The 16,234-nt window shown below is 63.4% G+C and carries 11 protein-coding genes and 5 pseudogenes; 10 read left to right on the top strand and 6 right to left on the bottom strand.

Annotation, left to right across the window (positions count from 1 at the left end; genetic code table 11):
* Nucleotides 1–31 precede the first annotated feature (31 nt).
* A complete protein-coding gene (guaA, locus tag IPF49_18405) occupies nt 32–1,609 on the top strand; it encodes a glutamine-hydrolyzing GMP synthase (GenBank protein MBK6289562.1) in 1,578 nt (525 codons plus the stop codon).
* 314 nt (nt 1,610–1,923) lie between these two features.
* A pseudogene (locus tag IPF49_18400) lies at nt 1,924–3,174 on the top strand (tyrosine-type recombinase/integrase).
* 483 nt (nt 3,175–3,657) lie between these two features.
* Here the strand turns inward: IPF49_18400 and IPF49_18395 are convergent.
* The 5 genes and pseudogenes from IPF49_18395 to IPF49_18375 form a co-directional block, all read right to left on the bottom strand.
* A pseudogene (locus IPF49_18395) lies at nt 3,658–4,636 on the bottom strand (UvrD-helicase domain-containing protein).
* Nucleotides 4,626–6,359 (bottom strand): annotated as a pseudogene (locus IPF49_18390) (AAA family ATPase). Before IPF49_18390 ends, IPF49_18395 begins: the two co-directional pseudogenes overlap by 11 nt.
* A gap of 208 nt (nt 6,360–6,567) precedes the next feature.
* Nucleotides 6,568–6,909, bottom strand: a complete 342-nt coding sequence (locus IPF49_18385) for an AlpA family phage regulatory protein (GenBank protein ID MBK6289561.1) — start codon at nt 6,907–6,909, stop codon at nt 6,568–6,570.
* Between the two features lie 554 nt (nt 6,910–7,463).
* Nucleotides 7,464–8,386, bottom strand: a pseudogene (locus IPF49_18380) (nucleotidyl transferase AbiEii/AbiGii toxin family protein).
* Entirely contained in the window at nt 8,370–9,191 is an 822-nt protein-coding gene (locus IPF49_18375) for a type IV toxin-antitoxin system AbiEi family antitoxin domain-containing protein (GenBank protein ID MBK6289560.1), read from the bottom strand. Before IPF49_18375 ends, IPF49_18380 begins: the two are co-directional and overlap by 17 nt.
* A gap of 111 nt (nt 9,192–9,302) precedes the next feature.
* Between IPF49_18375 and IPF49_18370 the strand changes: the two genes are divergently transcribed.
* On the top strand, nt 9,303–9,575 hold the full coding sequence (locus tag IPF49_18370; GenBank protein MBK6289559.1) for a hypothetical protein: 273 nt from the start codon (nt 9,303–9,305) through the stop codon (nt 9,573–9,575).
* Here the strand turns inward: IPF49_18370 and IPF49_18365 are convergent.
* Complete coding sequence (locus IPF49_18365; GenBank protein ID MBK6289558.1) at nt 9,565–10,113, bottom strand: hypothetical protein; 549 nt, start codon at nt 10,111–10,113, stop codon at nt 9,565–9,567. The two genes, IPF49_18370 and IPF49_18365, sit on opposite strands and share 11 nt — an antisense overlap.
* A gap of 75 nt (nt 10,114–10,188) precedes the next feature.
* On the opposite strand from IPF49_18365, the gene IPF49_18360 reads away from it, so the two are divergent.
* The 7 genes and pseudogenes from IPF49_18360 to IPF49_18330 all read left to right on the top strand — a co-directional run bounded on the left by IPF49_18360 (nt 10,189) and on the right by IPF49_18330 (nt 16,220).
* Complete coding sequence (locus tag IPF49_18360) at nt 10,189–10,935, top strand: hypothetical protein (GenBank protein MBK6289557.1); 747 nt, start codon at nt 10,189–10,191, stop codon at nt 10,933–10,935.
* Between the two features lie 128 nt (nt 10,936–11,063).
* Nucleotides 11,064–11,372, top strand: a complete 309-nt coding sequence (locus tag IPF49_18355; GenBank protein MBK6289556.1) for a TrbC/VirB2 family protein — start codon at nt 11,064–11,066, stop codon at nt 11,370–11,372.
* 75 nt (nt 11,373–11,447) lie between these two features.
* Nucleotides 11,448–11,750 carry a VirB3 family type IV secretion system protein gene (locus IPF49_18350; protein MBK6289555.1) on the top strand — a complete coding sequence of 101 codons (303 nt, stop codon included), beginning with the start codon at nt 11,448–11,450 and terminating at the stop codon, nt 11,748–11,750.
* A pseudogene (locus tag IPF49_18345) lies at nt 11,747–14,196 on the top strand (VirB4 family type IV secretion/conjugal transfer ATPase). The gene IPF49_18350 and the pseudogene IPF49_18345 overlap by 4 nt, the downstream one beginning before the upstream one ends.
* A complete protein-coding gene (locus IPF49_18340) occupies nt 14,193–14,903 on the top strand; it encodes a type IV secretion system family protein (protein MBK6289554.1) in 711 nt (236 codons plus the stop codon). Before IPF49_18345 ends, IPF49_18340 begins: the two are co-directional and overlap by 4 nt.
* A gap of 6 nt (nt 14,904–14,909) precedes the next feature.
* Complete coding sequence (locus IPF49_18335) at nt 14,910–15,185, top strand: EexN family lipoprotein (protein MBK6289553.1); 276 nt, start codon at nt 14,910–14,912, stop codon at nt 15,183–15,185.
* Nucleotides 15,186–15,188: 3 nt separating this feature from the next.
* Nucleotides 15,189–16,220: a type IV secretion system protein gene (locus tag IPF49_18330; protein MBK6289552.1), complete on the top strand. Its 1,032-nt coding sequence runs from the start codon at nt 15,189–15,191 to the stop codon at nt 16,218–16,220.
* The last annotated feature ends 14 nt before the right edge of the window (nt 16,221–16,234 follow it).

Raw genomic sequence — 16,234 nt, 5'->3', positions numbered from 1 at the left:
CATGCATTTTCGTCGCAAGGAAATATCGCAGATGAGCGCCGACATCCACGCACAACGCGTCCTGATACTCGATTTCGGATCGCAGTACACACAACTGATCGCCCGTCGGGTGCGCGAACTGGGCGTGTATTGCGAGATCTACAGCTGGCGCACCGGCGCGCAGGCGATCAGGGATTTTGCGCCGCAGGGAATCATTCTCTCCGGCGGACCGGAATCGGTTACCGAAAAGCGCACGCCGCGGATACCCGATGTGGTGTTTTCGCTCGGCGTCCCGGTGCTGGGAATCTGCTACGGAATGCAGGCCATGGCAGCGCAGCTGGGCGGGCACGTCGAGGCCTCGAACCGGCGCGAATTCGGTTATGTCCAGGTACGGGCACAGCCCGGAAGCGGTTTGCTGGATGGCATCAGCGACCATATCGCCGAGGATGGCGCGGCACTGCTCGATGTGTGGATGAGTCATGGCGACAAGGTGGTGAAACTGCCTCCCGGTTTCAGTCTGCTGGCCGCCACGGCCAGTGCGCCGATTGCGGGCATGTACGATGCGAAGCGTCACCTCTACGGGCTGCAGTTTCACCCCGAGGTCACCCACACGCGCCAGGGCGGGCGGATTCTGGAGCACTTCCTGCACTCGATCTGTGGCTGCGACGGGCTGTGGACTGCCGGCAGCATCATCGAGGATGCAATCGAAACCATCCGTGCCACGGTGGGCTCGGACCGTGTCCTGCTCGGCTTGTCGGGCGGTGTCGATTCTTCGGTGGTTGCGGCATTGCTCCACCGCGCGATCGGTGACCGTCTGACCTGCGTATTCGTTGATCACGGCCTGCTGCGTCTCGGCGAGGGCGATCATGTGATGGACATGTTCGCGCGCAACATGGGCATCAAGGTGATACGGGTGCGCGCGGAGGCGCGCTTCATGCGCAATCTCAAGGGTGTGAGCGATCCGGAGCGCAAGCGCAAGATCATCGGGCGCACCTTCATCGAGGTCTTCGAGGAGAAATCCGCGCGCATCAAGGGTGTGAAGTGGCTGGCACAGGGCACCATCTACCCCGACGTGATCGAATCGGCGGCCTCGCAGCATGGCAATGCGCACGTGATCAAGTCCCATCACAATGTCGGTGGGCTGCCGCGGCGCATGAAGCTGTCACTGCTGGAACCGCTCAAGGAACTGTTCAAGGACGAAGTGCGCAAGATTGGTCTTGAACTCGGACTGCCGCACGATATGGTCTACCGCCATCCGTTTCCGGGCCCGGGGCTCGGGGTGCGGATTCTCGGTGAGGTGCGCAAGGCTTACGCCGACATCCTGCGCCAGGCCGATGCGATATTCATCGAGGAACTGCACAACGCGGGGCTCTATCACGAGGTGAGCCAGGCCTTTGCGGTGTTTCTGCCGGTCAAGTCGGTTGGCGTGACGGGGGACGGGCGGCGCTACGAATGGGTGATCGGTCTGCGCGCGGTGGAAACCATCGATTTCATGACCGCGCGCTGGGCGCATCTTCCCTACGAACTGCTGGAAACCGCCTCGCGACGCATCATGAACGAGATCGCGCAGGTCTCGCGCGTGACCTACGATATTTCCAGCAAGCCGCCCGCTACGATCGAGTGGGAGTGATTAGGTGCCTTTCGCGGTCTATCGGCATCCAGCGAAATGCGAACCTAACTCACTGAATAAAAAGAAATAAGCTCTCCGCTCCGTTCGCCGTCTATCGGCACCAAGCGGGACACTCTGACGGTAAAACTGACGGTAAGGGTTTCTGGAACGCCAAAATGACCTGAGTTTTACCGTCATACGGTCGACGGTAAGGCGAACAAAGAAACCGCAGAATTTCAGGGGAAAATGGCAGAAACCCCTGGTTTTCGCGGCACGGATTGAGAGGAATAGGGTTCTGACGGTAAAACCGGGGTCGCGCCAAAACGGGGCCCGCCATGCTTACCGACATCGCCCTGAAGAAGCTCAAACCCCGGGAAAAGCCGTACAAAGTGACGGACCGGGATGGGATGTACGACGGTCTCGCCGGCCGGGACGATCACGTTCCGGTTCGACTACCGGATCAGCAACCGGCGCGAGACCTCACCCTGGGTCGCTACGGTCCGGCAGGGCTGACCCTGTCCGCCGCCCGCGAGAAGTGCATCGCTGCCCGGAACACGCTCGCCCAGGGGCACTCACCGGCCCGAGTGAAGCAGCGGGAGAAGCGCCAACTGGCAGCCGCCCAGACCCTCGGCCAGTTCGCCACCAAGTGGCTGGACGAGGGCCCCATGGCGGAGAGCACCCGCACCATGCGCAAAGGCATTTACCGTCGCGAGGTCGAGCCCGAACTCTCGAACCGCCTGCTGCCGGAGGTGTCGTCGGACGACGTGCGCATCCTGTGCCTCAAGATCAAGAACCGGGGGTCGCCCGCGACGGCCATCCACGTCCGGGACATCGTGAAGGGCATATACAACTTCGCGAACCCGCACGGGCACAAGGTGCCGAACCCGGCTAACGAGGTGGCGCTGACATCCATCGCCACGTTCTGCCGCGAGCGGGCGCTGAGCCCCGAGGAGATCCGGATCGCGTTCACGCTGATCGACAAGGTGTCGTTCGCCCATATCCACCGCCTGGCGCTGCGGATGATCCTTCTGACGCTCGTGCGGAAGAGCGAGCTGGCGAAGGCGATGTGGAGCGAGATCGACTTCGACAAGGGCGTCTGGACGATTCCGAAGGAGCGCATGAAGGCGCGTCGGCCGCACAGCGTCTATCTGTCGCGTCAGGCGCTGGAGATCTTCACCGCACTGAAGCTGATGGCCGGAAGTTCGCCCTACGTATTCCCTTCCCGTTATGACGCGGATGTTCACATCGCCGCGAGCACGCTCAATCGGGTCACGTCGCAGATTGCCGAGAAGGCTAAGGCAGAGAATCTGCCGCTGGAAATGTTCACGGTTCACGACCTGCGCCGGACCGGCTCGACAATCCTCAACGAGATGGGCTTCAACCGCGACTGGATCGAGAAGGCGCTTGCGCACGAGCGCAACGAGTCTTCGCGCGGCACATACAACCGCGCTCAGTACGCTGAGCAGCGGCGGCACATGCTGCAGGAATGGGCGGACATGATCGACGCGTGGGTGGCGGGTAAGACGCACTCGCCAGTCTTGCTGCCGTCGTCGATGAAGGTAATCGCTGCACAGGCGCTGACCTGACGGGTTCCAGCGCAGAAGACTTCCTAAAGAATTTGTGGATGCGGAGTGCCCTAAGGCGGCGCCAGAAGCGGACCCCGTGCTGTCACACGATTGGGGCCGCCGTCGCTACGGGACAGAGCCAACCATCTTATTTGTGGGCGTCCATGCCGTCCGCATGCGTGATGACCGCTACATCCGCTTCCAGTCCCTTAAGTAGCAAAGTGCTGCCAACTGCGCGCCGAGAAACCGGTCTACCCAGATAGCGATTTCTGCTCCCGAACGCGGACAACGGCATCACGCAAAGCCGTTCCCCCTGCAGATGTCATCCGAAGGGCAGATCAGGCATCGCAAAAGCTCTGGTCTATAGGCGCGTGCACCGCTTTGCCTCTTCCCACAGTAGAAGCGCCCCCGCACAGTGATTGGTTTTTCGATCGCATGTCGGCCACTCCCCTGGCGAAGGCGCGGTCCTGGCACGACCGCCACGAATCGTCTCGACGCGAGCAATCATTCGGTCGCGCCAACCTGCGTTATCAGGCCGCCTGCAAAATGGATGATCTGTTGAACCGCATCAGGCGCGGCAATGTCGAAGCGCTGCGAAAAGGAAACTAAGTCATCTAGATCCACCTTTTCCACCGAAGTGGCACCCGGCGTCTGGCTCGACAACAGGTGCCGTCCGCTGACGTTTCGGGAATCTCCAATGATCAGCAATTTTCTGCTCGTTTCCGACTATTTCGGGTTCAGCAGCCGCGCGCCGTTGCTGATCGGCTCGTCGCCTGGATTGAGCTGCACCCACGCCACTTCCGGTGGCCCGGTGCGCACGTCCACGGACCGCCTCGCCGAAGAAGGTCCGGCATCCAGTAGCCATCGCCCGAGTTCTTCAGATCCGGCATTGCGCCAACGCCATGGTGTCGCGAGGGCGCCAATAGTCGGGAACTGAGCCTCGACGTGATTCTGCCAATGCACAAGCTGGTTTCCGGCGAATCCAAAGATTGCCTGCATTGGATCGCCGAGAACGACAGTCGGAAGTTCTGCGGATAGTGCGTCGATAATCGAGTGCTGGATGACTGAGCAGTCCTGATACTCGTCTACGAGCAGTCGAATGTAAGTCGCGCGCAGCGGCTCGCTGACATCTCTAGACTGGAGCAGTCGTCTAGCGGCTTGCCGGATCGCAGGGGAGTCGTTGCGCGGGTTTGAGATCCGCAGGATTGTGGGTCGTGGACCACCCGTCGTTGGAAATGTGGAGATCAAGCGCATTGAGAAACCATCTATCGTCTGCAACTCGGTATGCGCTGGTTGGAACACGGGAGCGCTGTAGCCGACTTCGCAGGGCCGCAGCACCAGCATTCGTGTGGGTCAGCACCAAGACCGGCTTCGGGTCGCGATGCTGCGCCAAATTGTCCGCAATCAATTGCGTCTTTCCGCAGCCTGCCGGAGCTGTAACTGAGCCTCTGTCAACAGACAGCAGGTCAATCTCAACTGGCATGCATCCACGCCTGTAGTTTCGCGACGAGCCTCTGGAATTCCCCGTCAGCGGTTGCGAGGTTGGGGCCTACCACTTCTCTCGAAACCTGCTGGAATGTAACAGACGAACCAGTCTGGCTCCCTTCACGCGAGCGGCAGCCCCGGGGTAGAATCGTCTTGACGCGTCAGGGTGATATCCCGCCGATCAATGACTCGGTTTCGATATCGCTCAGGCGGCGCGTCTCCGTTGACTTCGAGAGGTCATGTGCCGTTCGACGAGATCTCGGCCGACCGCGCCTCGCTCGCCAACCGGATGAGGGCGATGATCGAAAGGTCATTCAGACTCTGAAAGATCTCGTCCTCGATCGCCCGGCCGGCGCGCCAGGTCAAGGAGACGCCGCCGGCAGAATGAAATGCATCGACCGTGCCCGCCTGCGTCGCAGGGCGATCTGCGTCAACAAGGACCAGAGTGCGATAGCCGAGCTTTGAAAGTGCTGTGCCGGCGTAGGTAGGCTCGGTCTGGATTGGTTTCCACCAGTGTCGACGTACGCGCCACCCATAGCAAAGAAGGAGGGGATATTCTGACTAACCCAGAACTGATCAAGTCCACGTGCAAAGCCAACTTCACTTGCGCCTTCACACACGATGACCGACTTGGCGAGAAATGCCCGGGTTCCGCACGAAGCGTCCCCTGGACGTCGTCGTCGGTTCCTATTCTCTGAACGGCATGCGAACCAGCCCCCGGACGAACCACGAACACCTGATTTCCGGAGAGTTCACGGAGCGCAATGGGAGAGTGGCTTGTCATGAAGACTTGAAGTGGCGGCGGAGTATCCTTGGCGCCAAGAGAGTCAAGTAGCCGCGCAAGTCGATGCGGCTCAAGTCCATGCTCGACTTCGTCTACAAGCGCAATGGTGGCGGTATCGGCCGCTTTCGCTGAAGCCCAGCGACAAGTAGTCGCGCAGACCCAGTCCCCAGCGAGCGGAGGGAATCCCGGATTCACTGTGTAGTGAAATCGCGCCGTCGCCGATGGATACCGAGTGCGTCCAAGAGGCCGTCGCCATCGTTCCGACAGGAACGCCGAGGTCTTTAGCGGTCTCGGTCACGACTTGGAGCGTCTGGGCGAGCTGCGCGGAGGCTTGATCCCCAAATCTCGTGCGCGCGTCGCGGGCAGCGCTGGCGAGTTCAGCGCCGAGGTCAATTCGTTCCTCGGTCAGCCGATTCAGAACTGATCCACGAGTCCATGACAGGTTCGAGTTGGCGTAACTACCGATTCTCGCTGGGGAGAGCAAAAGTCGATCCTTCCAAGAGAGCCATCGCTCTAGACCCTGAGCTTCGGCACGCCTGGAATACAACGTCCATTGCCCTTCTAAGTCAGCGTTGACCAACAGCCGAAGCGTAATGACAGTCTCGATGCCGGCCCGCGGTCTGTCCTCGACGGCGCCGGTGGCTGGGTCGAAGCCGCGAAGGTGCTCGCCATACGCGTCGAGGTTCAACAGCGCGTCCGGGAGATCCCCAAGCGTTGCTTCAATGCGAATAGCCTGATTGACATCCAGGCTGTGAAAGTCGGTGTCACCAAATGCGACGTTTCGCCGTGCCCCTAGGCAAAGATCGATGGCATCGAGGATGCTCGACTTGCCGCTGTCACAGGGTCCCACCAGGCAGTTGATGCCATCGGAAGGGGTCCAGGTGAGTCCACGGATGCAGCGAAAATTCTGAATCTCGAGTTTGCGGATGCGTGCCACAGTTAGGCGTCTCCTGCGCGGCATTCGAGTCTGGTTAGGTCGCGGAGGAATCCCGCCGGACGCGCAGGCCTATGGTACCGCCAACAGCCGGTCCTAGCGCCGACCCTGGCTCATAGGCTCCACCGGCTGGGTGCTCAATCGCACATTCTGGTAGTTCGGGCTGACTTGCCGCGACGCAGAGAAGGGCTTAGGCGCTGGCCGCTGATTTCTAGCTGTTCTCAGAGTCGCCAATTGGCCGATAGCGGCGGGACTGGACGCTAGGGCCGGTGGCGATTTTCGCCCGTCCTGCATGGCATTCCGCCCGCCGAGCCGTAAGCCACCGCTCGACCTCACCCAAGTCCCAGACTACGCACTTTGAAGTCAGATAGAAGCGCTGGGGAAACTCGCCGCGGCGCTCCATCTCGTAGATGGTGGTATCCGCGAGAGGAACAATCTTCCGCAGCTCGCTTCGACGGACGGCGCGCTGACAGATCCCGTCTCCGTTTGCAGCCGGAACTGGCGTTGAAGAACTCACAGGAGACCCCTTCCACTGGAATGGCAGCGCCGGCATTCGTCTGGCAGGGATTGGCGGCTCGGCCGGACCTGAAGCGGCAGGCATATCTGCTTGGGTCTCGTGTGGTGACGATGGCGTGTGGTGCGCGGTCGATCTGCTTCGATCGCCATGTTCTGCGTCAGCCAGTCGAGCACGTCGGCCCGATGCCAGCCGACCGGCTTTCCACAGTGCGTGCGCTGCTTCGGAAAGTGTCCCAGTACCGCCAGACCAAGCAGTAGCCAGCGCGGGCGTCGAGTCAGGCGGGAGATTTCGCTAGCGCTGAGGATCGCGCGCAGGTCCGGAAGTGGCTCGTTGACCCACCGAGGCAGGCGAAGGTCCTGCGGCGCGCGAATGATCGTCGGGGCGACATAGGGCCTTTCACTGGTCGATCGGGTATCCATTCTCTTGCCTCATCTACGTGATGTGATGGGGTAAAGAATGTGGAAGTGAGACGCGAAAAGCAGCGCGGATTCAGGGAAGAGATGGGTCAAACACCGCCTGAATGTGCGACGCGCTCAGCAGTTGTTCGAGGTTTTCCGGTGAAGCACCTGAGAAACTCCGCGACTTAAGGTTTATGACGAGCGGCGAAGAAAAGCCTTGAGCTGCTCGTAGTCGGCAGTGCGCTTCGCAGCGGAGCGTTGACCCATGTTCGTTAGCTTGCGGCGAACCCCCGGCAGGTCGGCGGCGTGCGGTAGTCCGATGAGAACGAAATCGGGCGCTTCACGCTCGATGGATTCCAGAAAGGCACGCGATGGCGAGTCGAGCAGTTCTGCTATGCGCTGCAGGAGTCTTGCGCGCACTCTTGGAAGCAAGCGGGCGGTGGGGGCGGCGGTCATCCCCTGAAAATGTGCCGTGAAGGTCGGCGTCGAAATCTCGCGGCCTGCGGCGACAGCATTTCCGCAGCTGGCTTCGAACTGCAGGTGAGATACACGAGGAACGTTCGCCACAGCCGTTCATCAAGTCGGCCTTCATCGAGTAGCGGCTGCAAATCGAAGAGGTCGCGGGGATGCTGTCGGGACAGCGCCGCGGAAAGCTTGCCGGCATAGAGATCCGCGAAGTCGAGCACCTGCATCTCGGCGAATCCGAAGTTCTGCTCGACGCCTGGGCGTACGCGCATTGTCCGAACGGGATGGACAGTGCCCCGCATCACCGGCGTCGTTTCGATCTGCACGCGCGCGCGGTTGCGGCTTGCGATCAGGCGATGGACGCCCGTCGCTTCGGTTCCGCTGGTCTGTACCTGCAGTCGCAACGGCCCGGAGCGCAGTTGCTCGCCGATGGCTTCCAGCGCCGCGGTGATATCGCGCACATCGCTCGCGAAATCACCGACGGGCAACCAGGTCAGATCGATATCGACGGAGAGGCGCGGTAGATCGTGCTCGAAGAGGTTGATCGCCGTTCCGCCCTTCAGCGCGAAGCGCTGCTCCTTCGCCAGCGTCGGCAGAATCTCGACCAGCAGCTTTACGCGCTCGGCGTAGCGGTTATCCCAGTTGTTCATCGAGGTCGGCGGGCAGCGTTATCTGATATTTGGCGTTCAGCTTGCCGCCCGGGACGAGGACGCGCTTGCCGCTGCCGAGATCCACGTTCTGCAAGGTCACATGCGCAAGCCACGCGTGACGATGCCGATCGGCGAGGGCGAGGAACAGCCGCTTTGCCTTGACGCTGTCGCAGTGCTGCAGCAACTCGCTGACGAGCTGCGGCCGGAGCGTAGAGAGTCCCTGCATCAGGGCATTCACTTCGTGCACCAGCGCGCTGTCTGGTGTCTCGTCGCACAGTTCCAGTATTGCCCGCTCGGGAGTGGAGAACGCGACGCCGGCCGCGCCCGTGTCCTCCGATGCGCGTTCGAGCCCCTGTGCGTTCAAGGTTCCATCGAGTGTATCGGGGCCGAAGGAGAGCGCCGGCCAGTCGAACGGCCCTTTGCCGCATGCCTGCACGCGCTCGCGGAGTGTCAGTTTGGTTGCCCAGGCCGGCAGCTTCGCCGGGCCATACAGGGTCAGGGTCGCAGACTCGCCAAGGCGCAGGTAGTGCTCATGGCCCTGGCGGGCCAATGCGAATCGGCCGCCGACGTGGAGCGGCAGCTGTTCCAGGCGCTGCAGGGCTCGCAGGAGCCCTTCCCAGGTCGGTTTGCCGCCCTTGCGGAGGTAGACTCCACGCGTGGGGGACTGCAGCCAGCCGCCCGCCATGTAGCGGGCGACCAGGTTGCTCGGGTAACCGTGGGCGCGCAGCCACCGGCTGGAGACCAGGGTCGTGTCCCCGAGGGTCTCCAGAAGTCGGTTTAGCTTTTCGTTTTTTGAGTCACCCATGGTGACTAAAATAGGCATTCCGTAAACCATTGACAAGTCGAGGTTTATGGAATGTGATTTATAGTCACTATTAGTGACTATTTTGCGTGGTATCCGAACCGGGAGGCAGGCATGGCGCAAATTCATCCCGCCCTGGGCGCATCGGCCCGAATGACCTGGAAAGTCGTGTCTTTCCCGCTGATTGCCGGCCTGCTGCTGCTGAAGCCGATCGTGGACGCCCTCTGCGCCTTCGTGCTGGTTTTCGGTCTGGTGGCGGCCGTTGCCTTCGAGCTTTCCGCCGTGGGTCCGCGCTTCCCGTTCCTGCAGATCGCCGGCATGGCGCTGGGGTTCGGACTGTTCGCCGCCCTGTACCACCTCGCGCTGATGGTGCTCGTCAGGGACTAGCAGAGCGCCGACCCCGGCAACCCGAACAGACTTCGCGTCGCCGCGCCCATTTGTCGATCAGCATGGCGCTCTGGCAGTGGAGGCATCGGAACAACTCGATGTCCTCTGAACTCGCCGCGCCCCGTGCCAGCAGCGCGGCCTGGTCGAATTCCATGTCCGCGGATGGCTCCCACTCGCGGAAGATTTCGTAGGCGGTGCACAGCCGCTCGCCGTTCTCCAGCCCCGGCTGAAGGTCCCACGACTTGCCATGCGACATGGTGCGTTGGCACACCGCCTGATGAATGCTGGTGAAGACGGTCGCATGACTGAGACGCACGGAGGAGCGGAAGAACGGTTGAAAGGAAGTCGGCGCCGGTCCGCGGAACCCGTCGCCGGCATCGGGGAGCCAGCGTCGCTTGAGCGTGATGAGCCGGTCAGGCGTGAGTCCGCTCCAATCACAAGCGGTCTGCGCACGGGCACCGTGCGACAGCAGCCGCAGACCCAATTGAATCCTCCGGTAGTAGCGGTCGAACCGCGCGTCGCCGCTGGTGGTGTCCATAGGTCAACCTGCTGAAGTTTCTGCCATAAATGCCCCAGAAACCTGAGGGCGTTTCCGCCGTGACGGCTCCCAACAATGCCATTTTGTGTGGGAGATCTGGCGACGGTGCGCACGAAAGATTCTGGCGACGGAGAGGGGGCGGACGGTCAGCAGCTCTCGCAACACAAATGGAAGGGCGCCCGGTCGATCGGCCTGGCCCATCAACTGAACCAGCAGTTCATCGAACTCTGCTGGGAGCTTTCGCTCGACGGCGCGACGGGCCATCCGTTCCCGGTCGTCGGCTCGTACCGGGACCTCTGGCGCCACCTCGATCCGGTCGCGCGACAACGCCTGTCGCTCTTTCCGTTCGTGATCGTCGACCTGAGATTCGGCGACGTGGCGTGGTGGCGAATGGCCGTGGGCAACGGCGCGCATGCGCGCAGCCACGTCAACGGCGCGGCGCCCACGACACGCTGGGACTGGCTCGCCCTCGAGACCCTGATGTTCGGCTGGCAGGTGGCCCGCGAGGATCGCAGCGTGGCCTCGATGATCTTCGCGATGCCGCCGTCCGTGGCCGATTGCATCGCCACCCTGACGATGCAGCAGGTACGCACACTCGCCGTCGAGAGCGCGAAATCCCTGCGCCTGCGCTGGGACAACCATCCGCGCTTGTGGCGCGATCTCCTGCTGGCAGCACGCGAGCCGGACGACGCCGCACTGGAGGCGCTCCGACGCGAGGCGAAGCTGCATTTCTGCGGAGAGCTGATCCATGCCCAACCTGCTGGTGGCGCCCCCATCCCGTTGATTTCTGAGACTAGGATGGACGCTGCGCAGGAGGAATGACAATAGAGTTCCTGGCCGAAACCCTCGGTTATGCGGGGTTTCAGGTGGATTTCCCCGGAAACCTGTACTGCTTCGCCGCTCGGCGCGCGTGATTCGATGACATCCCCAGGGGAAGGAGGGGATGACTCGTGGAACAGCGCACCCAGTCTTGCCGAGGCAACGAACGGATCGTTCGCCTCGCCGCCGCAGCGGCACTCCTAACGCCTGGCGCGGCCTTCGCGCAGGCATCTCCGTTCGACACCGGCGCCAATTCACTGGTGACCTTTGCCCTGACGATCGCGACGCCCGTCGCGGTGCTGATCGTCATCGCGCTCGCCATCGCTGCCGCCGTGGGCCGGATCTCCTGGGGCTGGGTCATCGGCGCTCTGATCGGCATCGCGGCGATCTTCGGCGCACCGCAGATCGTGGCCTGGATTCGGACCCTGTTCGGCGTGTAGGGGGCATCGGCCGTGGAACCGCGCAATGCCGGGGTCACTGCCGATCCGCTCTTCGTCGGGGTGACGCGCCCGCCGATGCGCTTCGGCGTGACGTACGCGGCGCTGCTGCTCAATGCGGCCTTCACGATGGAGGTCTTCCTCCTGACGAAGAACCTGCTGGTGCTGCTGATCATGCTGCCGGTCCACGGTATCTGCATGCTGCTGTGCGCGCGGGACGCCCGCTACTTCGACCTGCTCCTGATGTGGGCCAAGACCCGACTCCTTGCGTACTTCAGCAGCATCCGATTCTGGAAGGGCGCGAGCTACAGCCCGCTGCAACTCGACCTGCCGGATCGACACGGTCGGCGCAAGGCCATCGCGACGGTGCGGCTCTCATGAAGCGCGCCACCGCCCTGAGACGTGAGATGCCGGCGGCGTTCCGCATCCCGTACCGCGTGCAGCTCTCGCCGCACGTCGTGCGGACGGAGGCAGGTGACTACGTCCAGGTGTTCCGGCTCGACGGCGCGAGCTTCGAGACCGCCGATGACGAGGTGCTGAACAACTGGCACGAACGGCTGAACGTGCTGTGGCGGAACATCGCCGCGCCGAACGTCGCCCTGTGGATGCACGTGATCCGTCGGCGCGAGCGGGTTCGGTCCGGAAAGACCATGACGACTCGGCGGCGGCAGATTTCGCCGAGCGGCTTGCCGGCCGCTACCAGGCCCGGTTGTCCACTGAGACCCTGATGGTCAACGAGCTGTACCTGTCGGTGGCCTACCGGCCGATTGCTGGCGCGGCTCCGAATCTGGTGGCGCGCTTGCTTAGCGCCAAGGCAGGAGAACATCGGCTCGCGGAACACACCGATGCGCTCGATGCCTGCGAGAAGCTCGCGCAGACCGTGGGCTCCTCACTTGCCCGCTACGATCCTGAGCGGCTCGGCGTCTACGAGTCCAGCGGACGCCTGTATTCGCGTGTGCTGGAGTTCTTCGGTCAGCTGGTGAATGCGGACCTGTCGCCCGTGCCGCTGCCAACGGCACCGCTCGACGAAGTGCTAGCGACCACGCGGATCATCTTCGGCAGCGAGACCATCGAGTACCGCCTTCCGACCCAGACGCGCTTCGGAGCGATTCTCGGCATCAAGGAGTACGCCTCGCCGACGACGGTCGGGATGTACAACGTGCTGCTCTCGGCGCCGTTCGAGTTCGTGCTGACGCAGTCGTTCGCGTTCCTGACGAAGGCGGCGGGGCAGGGCCTGCTGCAGCGGCAGTACAACCAGATGGCCAATGCCGGCGACTTCGCGGTGAGCCAGGCCGAGCAGCTGAAGGACGCCCTGGATGACCTGACCTCCAACGACTTCGTGATGGGCGATCATCACTTCACGTTGCAGGTGCTGACGCCGCTGGTGGATCGACAGACTGGCAACTCCAACGAGCAGCGCCTGAAGTCACTGAATGACGACGTGGCGCTGGCGCGGGCGATCCTCGCCGACACCGGCATGACGACCGCGCGCGAGGATCTGGCGCTGGAGGCGGCGTTCTGGGCGCAGCTGCCGGCCTGCTTCCCGATGAGGCCGCGCAAGGCGCCGATCACCTCGCGCAACTTCTGTGCGATGGCGCCGCTGCACAACTTTCCGGCGGGACGCCCGACCGGGAATCACTGGGGAGATGCGCTGGCGCTGCTCGTCACCAGTGCCCGCTCACCCTACTACTTCTCGCTGCACGCCAGCGATCCCCACGACCCGGACGGCGGCAGCCGCAAGGACACCGGGCACACGTTCATCTGTGGACCGACGGGATCGGGCAAGTCCGTGCTGATCGGGTTTCTCGTGACTCTGCTCGCCCGGCAGGGCGTGACGCAGGTGATATTCGACAAGGACCGGGGCCTCGACATCCTGACGCGGGCGCTGGGTGGCACCTATCTGCCGCTGCGGAATGGCGTGCCCACCGGCTTCAATCCGCTGCAGCTCCCACCGACCGCGGAGACCATCGAGTTCCTGAAGGTCTGGTTGCGTGCGCTGGTGCGCGGGACCGTCCCGCTGACGATCCGGGAGGAGGGCGATCTCGACGCGGCGTTGATGGGGACCCTTGCGCTCGACGCCTCAGCACGCCGCCTCTCACGGCTGATCGAGTTCACCGATGCGACGCGATCTGAGGGCATCCACATGCGCCTCGCCCGCTGGTGCGAGAGCACCCAGGGCCACTATGCCTGGGTGTTCGACAACGCCGAGGACTCGCTGGTTGGGCAACTGGCGAAGGCCAGCCTGTTCGGCGTCGATGTAACCGAGTTCCTCGACAACGCGCTGACGCGCGCGCCGGTCACGCTCTACCTGTTCCACGTCATCCGCCAGCTGCTGGATGGTCGCAAGTTCGTCTGCTGGATGGACGAGTTCTGGAAGCTGTTGTCCGATCCTTCTTTCGAGGGGTTCGCCAAGGACGGCCCGAAGACCTGGCGCAAGCTCAACGGCGTGATGTGCCTCGCGACGCAGAGCGCGAGCGACGTGCTCGACAGCCCGATCAGCCGCACGATCATCGAGCAGACCCCGACCAAGATCCTGTTCCCGAATCCGGATGCCAACGCAGCCGAGTACATCGAGGGATTCGGCCTGTCGGAGCGGGAGTTCAAGCTCATCAAGGAGCAGATCGAGCCAGGCTCGCGGCAGTTCCTCATCAAGCAGGGCCACTACTCGGTGGTCTGCCAGCTCGACCTCAAGGGGTTCGACGCGGAGCTGAAAGTCATCTCGGGGCGGGCGAGCACCGTCGAGGAGCTGCAACGGCTCATCGCGCGGACCGGTCCCGACCCGCGGCAGTGGCTGCCCTCATTTCTCACACCGGAGAAGTCATCGTGAAAGTATCCAACGCACTTGTCGGCGCTATCGCCTGCGTCCTGTGTACGTCGGTCGGCCACGCGGCGATGCCCGTGATCGATATTCGCGCCATTGTGCAGATGGCCCAGCAGCTGCAGGTCCTGCAGAACCAGTTGACCACGGCCCGCAACCAGCTCACCCAGGCCCAGCAGCAGTTCCAGTCGCTGACGGGGCAGCGCGGCATGGAGCAGCTGCTCTCGGGCGTTACGCGAAACTACCTGCCGGCGGACTGGGCGACGCTCGAAGCCACGCTGCGCGGGGCGCAGGCGAGCTACGCGGCCCTCAGCGCGCAGATCCAGGCCGCGATCCGGGATGTGACGGTGCTGACCCCGGCGCAGACGGCACGGATGTCCCCCGAGCAGGTCGAGCAGCTCGAAGCGGCGCGCCGTTCCGTGGCGCTGCTGCAGGCCACCAGCCGCGAAGCCCTGCAGGCCAGCAGCCAGCGATTCGCATCCCTGCAGGGGTTGATCGACGCCATCCCCCGGGCCACGGACGCCAAGGCGGTCCTTGACCTTCAGGCGAGGATCGGCGCCGAGCAGGCCATGCTCCAGAACGAGCACACGAAGCTGATGGTGCTCAACCAGGCGGCGGAGGCCGAGCAGCGCGCCCAGGAGCAGCGGGCGCGGGAACTGGCGATCAGCAACTTTGGCTCGCTGCGCCGCCTCCCCGCCGTCGGCCTCAATCCGTAGGTCGCCATGTCACGCGGCATGCTCGTGTTGATCCTTCTGGCCACGCTCGTCGGGGCGGCCGTGTCCTGCGCGCCGGGACCGCCCGTCGCTGAGCACACTGTTTCCGACTACCGCGCCGATGCGACGCTGCGGCGCGATGTGTTCACCCGGTGCCTGAACGATCCGGGCGGGCTCGGCCAGACGCCGGACTGCGTCAATGCACGAGAGGCCGAACGGCTGGAAAGCCACGGCTCGCTGCGGGACCAGGGGCCGGTGGGCCTCGATCCCAGCGGGAGGCGTTGAGGCATGGGCTTCTTCGGCGAGTTCAACGCGTGGCTGACCGGCATCCTGAACGCGTACATCGGGCAGACCCTCGCCGTGATCGCCGGCATCCTCGAGCCGGTCATCGTCACGCTCGGCGTCCTCTACGTCATCGTCTGGGGATACCTGCAGCTGACTGGCAGGATCGAGGAGCCGTTCATCGAGGGAGCGAAGCGGCTGCTGACGCTCGGTGTGGTGCTGGGGCTGTCGCTGCAGCTGTGGCTCTACAACGATGTGTTCGTCGACACGTTCTTCAACGCCCCCACAGAACTGGCGGCGTCGATCATTGCCGCGCGCAATCCCGGTGGGCCGGCGTTCCAGCCCGTTGCCGTGGTCGATGAGATCTTCTTCGACGGGGACGATGCCGCCACGCTGCTGATGGAGAAGGGCGAGATATTCGGGCGGGACATCGTCTTCTACTTCGGCGCACTTGCGATCTACCTGATCGTCGGGCTCACCGCCGTCTACACCATGTTCCTGCTTGCGATGAGCCGCATCGCGCTGGCCGTGCTGCTTGCCATGGGGCCGATCTTCCTCGCGCTGCTGTTCTTCGACTCCAGCAAAAGGTTCTTCGAGGCCTGGCTCGCGCAGCTCAGCAACTATGCGTTCCTCGCCGTCCTGACGATCCTGGTCGCGGCGCTGATGCTGCAGGTGATCTCCACGGCCGCGGAGTCGGCGGTCGCGGCTGGCGGGGGCATCGGCATCGCCAATGCGCTGCAGGTCTGCGCGGCCGCGGCGCTCACGTTCCTGATCATGCGGCAGGTGCCGTCGATGGCGCAGGGCATGGCGAGCGGCATCGCGCTCTCGGGCTTCGGTGCCGTCGGCAACGTGCTGCGAATGGGCATGGGTGTGGGCCGCTCCGGTCTCGGGAAGATGGGGGAGTTCTCCCGGGGCGCATTCCTGGACCAGGACAAGAGCCGCTGGGACAGCATGACCCGCAAAGCAGGCCAGCGACTCATCGGCGCCCGCATGGCCCGCGAGAAGCGTCCGCGCCAGAACACACTGAAGTACGGGTGATCGCCATGCCAAGG

The sequence above is a fragment of the Gammaproteobacteria bacterium genome (genome assembly GCA_016705365.1).
Taxonomy (GTDB): domain Bacteria; phylum Pseudomonadota; class Gammaproteobacteria; order Pseudomonadales; family UBA5518; genus UBA5518.
This window is presented reverse-complemented; position numbering and strand designations above follow the sequence as displayed.